3 protein-coding genes are annotated in these 3,505 nt (G+C 47.5%); all 3 read right to left on the bottom strand.

Features of this window, described 5'->3' with window-relative positions:
- Positions 1-195: 195 nt before the first annotated feature.
- Positions 196-1,767: an NAD+ synthase gene (locus FWJ59_RS08695; protein ID WP_414481550.1), complete on the bottom strand. Its 1,572-nt coding sequence runs from the start codon at positions 1,765-1,767 to the stop codon at positions 196-198.
- Positions 1,768-1,770: 3 nt separating this feature from the next.
- Positions 1,771-3,279 (bottom strand): threonine synthase, encoded by a 1,509-nt coding sequence (gene thrC / locus FWJ59_RS08690; RefSeq protein ID WP_414481549.1) that lies wholly within the window; start codon positions 3,277-3,279, stop codon positions 1,771-1,773.
- 20 nt (positions 3,280-3,299) lie between these two features.
- On the bottom strand, positions 3,300-3,505 hold a 206-nt coding region (locus FWJ59_RS08685), incomplete at its 5' end, for a hypothetical protein (RefSeq protein WP_414481548.1).

Genomic DNA, 3,505 nt, shown 5'->3' with positions numbered 1-3,505 from the left:
TCAACTTCCATTACCTCCCCTTTGGAATTGCTCAAGCGTTAAGAGGGACTAAGGCTCATCCTCAAAAAAGCGTATGGGTGGATCGGATATTTTGCGACAAAAATCCCCGAATGAAAAAAATTCCCCCTTGTTGAAGTCCTCCCTAAACAGCTCGGAACATCGCATATCATATACTTCCATAAAATACTCACCACATCATTCCCAGCGATATCCATGAACCACCGGATTTCTAAAGGCTTTCTCTACAGGGCTGAAAACTCGAATAGCCAAGGGCGCCTGCCTGCGCTTGTATTCGCTGCGCTGTACCATGTTCAAAATTTTACACACCAGCATGCGGTCGTACCCCTTGTCCACCATTTCATCGACAGACAACCCATCATCTATGTACATGCTGAGCACCGCATCCAGGACGTCATATGGCGGCAGAGAGTCCTCATCCTTTTGGTTAGGACGCAACTCGGCCGATGGCGGCTTAATCAAAGTATTGTGCGGGATGACCTCTCGATTACGGTTTATATAGTTGCAGATATCGTAGACGACGGTTTTAGGTATATCCGCAATGGGCGCAAGGCCGCCGCACATATCGCCGTATATAGTACTATAGCCTACCGACGCCTCAGACCTGTTGCTGGTGGATACCAGCACCCACCCTTCTCGGTTGGATATAAACATAAGCAGGTTGCCGCGAATCCTTGCCTGTACGTTCTCTTCAGCCACATCGCCTACAGGCGACGGCAAACCATTAAACACCTTTAAATATTCCTTGAATATGTCCTCAATAGGTATGACCCTGTACTGTATGCCCAGATTTTCTGCAAGAGCTTGAGCATCTTGCTTGCTATGATCGGAAGAATACCTAGAAGGCATATACACCCCAAGCACGTTTTCCTGCCCAAGGGCCTCAGCCATTATACATGCCACCAAAGCCGAATCAACGCCACCACTCAAACCCAATACGGCTTTTTTAAAGCCATTCTTCGAAAAATAATCGCGCACTCCCACGACCAACGCTTTATACAGCCATGAGATATCCTCCCGTAAGGGGGGTAACGGTTGCTGAACATCATTCAAATCGAACAACACCATCTCCTCAACAAAGGGCCGTGCCTGAGCTATGCATTGCCCTTGTCCATCAAATACTCTGCTTATCCCTGCAAACACCAGATCATCGTTGCCTCCCACCTGGTTCACATACACCAAGGGAACCCCCATCTTTTTCGCAATACCTGCCAAAATATCATTGTGCTGCTTAAACTGGCCGTAACGATAGGGAGTAGCTGAAATGTCAATGATCAAATCGGCATCCCTGCATTCAGAGGTGTATACATCGTCGCCCACAGCCACAGCTAATCTGTGCCCTCTAAAGGTCAGGGTATCGGTTTCACGAAACGGTTTAAAATAGCATGCCTCATCAAAAGCGCTTAAAGCCTTAAGACTGCACTTGGCGGCATATCCCACTATCTCACGGTTTTCTATCAGCAATGCGGCGTTATACAGCCCATTTTCACCATCCGATATGGCCGTGCCCAGCAACACCCCTACCCCATCGACATGCCGGGCTACCCGATACAATGCCGCCTGACAATCCCGCACAAAATCCTTCGACTTAAGAAGTCCCTGAGGTGGATAGCCCATCAGGCTGAGCTCGGGGAACACCACCAAATCGCAGTTCAGACCCCTGGCCTTTTCTATGAACTGTATAATCTTCAACGCATTTCCTTTTAAGTCTCCCACAGTTGGATTTAGCTGAACCAAAGCTATCCTCATGGTCTACACCTCATCGATCTTTAACAGTTGAACTACTACATCTTTCATTTCGTCCTGCCTGCATAAAATGGTATGCCTTATGCTTTTGTGTTTCAAGTCCGCTAAAGCTGAAGGAGGCTTTAACCCCGAGACGCGGCTTAAAATATCCAGCAATTCAAATTCGTCACGGGCATCTACTGCCTCCTGTCCCAGTATGGCCTTCAAAACATCGCCTACAAACTTAAACGGGCTGGCAGTTGAGGCTAGTATGGCCTTGTGGTTATCACCCGTACACCTCCTGTACTCATCATAAACCCATTTTCCCACCGCCGTATGGGGGTCCAAAACATAGCTATATTCATGGTAGGTACTGCGTATGGCCTGGAGGGTCTGGGCATCATCTGCATAACCTCCCCAGAAGACCTCCTGAAGCCTATGCAGGCTCTGAGCATCTATGCTGTATTTCCCTTCAACCTGCAGGCTGCTCATCCATGCCTTTACCCTTTCATGGTCTCCATCTGCAAGCTCGAATAGCAGCCTTTCCAGGTTGCTGGATATCAAAATATCCATGGAAGGTGAGACGGTCTTATAAAACTTCCTCCTGCGATCATATATGCCCGTATTGATAAAGTCAGCAAGTACCCTGTTCCTGTTGGATGCGCAGATCAGGCGGTGTATCGGCACCCCCATCCTCTTTGCATAATAGGCTGCCAGAATGTTGCCAAAGTTGCCGGTGGGCACAATCACATCGATAAATTCATCTTCCGAAACTTCGCCAGCTTTAAGCAGGTCAAGCCATGCTGATACATAATATACGATCTGTGGCACTAACCTTCCCCAGTTTATAGAATTGGCGGATGAGAAGCGGTATCCCTTTTGCCGCATTTTTTGTTCCAGCTGCCTATCGGCAAATATGGCCTTTACGCCCGACTGCGCACTATCGAAATTCCCCTCCACGGCCACCACGTGGACGTTAGCGCCTTCCTGGGTTATCATCTGTAGCTGTTGCATGGAGCTTACCCCTTCCTTAGGATAAAACACCACAACGTGGGTCCCAGAAACGTCCTTAAACCCTTCCAGCGCCGCCTTACCGGTATCCCCTGACGTGGCCACAAGTATCACAATATATTCCTTTTCGCCAGTACGTTCTACAGCGGTGACCATCAAATGCGGTAGAAGCTGTAAGGCCATATCTTTAAATGCGCAGGTAGGCCCATGCCACAGCTCCAAAATATAGAGCTTATCATCAAGCTTTACGACAGGCGCAATATCAGGTACGTCAAATTTCTCCGGGTTATAAGCTGAATGCACACACCTCGTTAAATCTTCTTGCGAATAATCGGTCAAAAACAGCGAAAGGATTTTAACAGCCTTTTCCCGGTAATCTTCCTGTGCCAACATCCTATAGTCGTCCATGGATAAACAGGGAATCCCATCGGGTATAAACAGCCCTCCATCGCTAGCGATTCCCTGCTTAATAACTTCCATAGAAGGCAGATTGGAAACTCCTCCACGCGTGCTTTTGTACAGCATACCCATCTCCTATCATTCGGTTATTGGGATTTTTGATTTATTATACTAGCACGCAAATTTCCCGTCAAATAAAAAAAGCTTTCCCCCTGTTTGATCAGCTTACGGGAAAAGGCCTTTTTACCAGCTACATCGTTTGTGAAATTAAGAAATTGAAACCCCATTTGAAATATCTCATAAAGTACGGGAGGCATCATCAAAAAGAAAGCCAAGGGCTTTCCCTCGGCTA

Origin of the sequence: Caldicoprobacter sp. (genome assembly GCF_047459465.1) — a bacterium.
Taxonomy (GTDB): Bacteria; Bacillota; Clostridia; order Caldicoprobacterales; family Caldicoprobacteraceae; genus Caldicoprobacter.
The sequence above is the reverse complement of the archived record's forward strand: the minus strand, read 5'-3'. Positions and strand labels throughout refer to the sequence as shown.

What these genes read in the sequence shown, in the direction of transcription:
- FWJ59_RS08695 (WP_414481550.1), bottom strand. Translation starts at nt 1,767, where the DNA reads ATGAGGATAGCTTTGGTTCAGCTAAATCCAACTGTGGGAGACTTAAAA.
- thrC (WP_414481549.1), bottom strand. Translation starts at nt 3,279, where the DNA reads ATGCTGTACAAAAGCACGCGTGGAGGAGTTTCCAATCTGCCTTCTATG.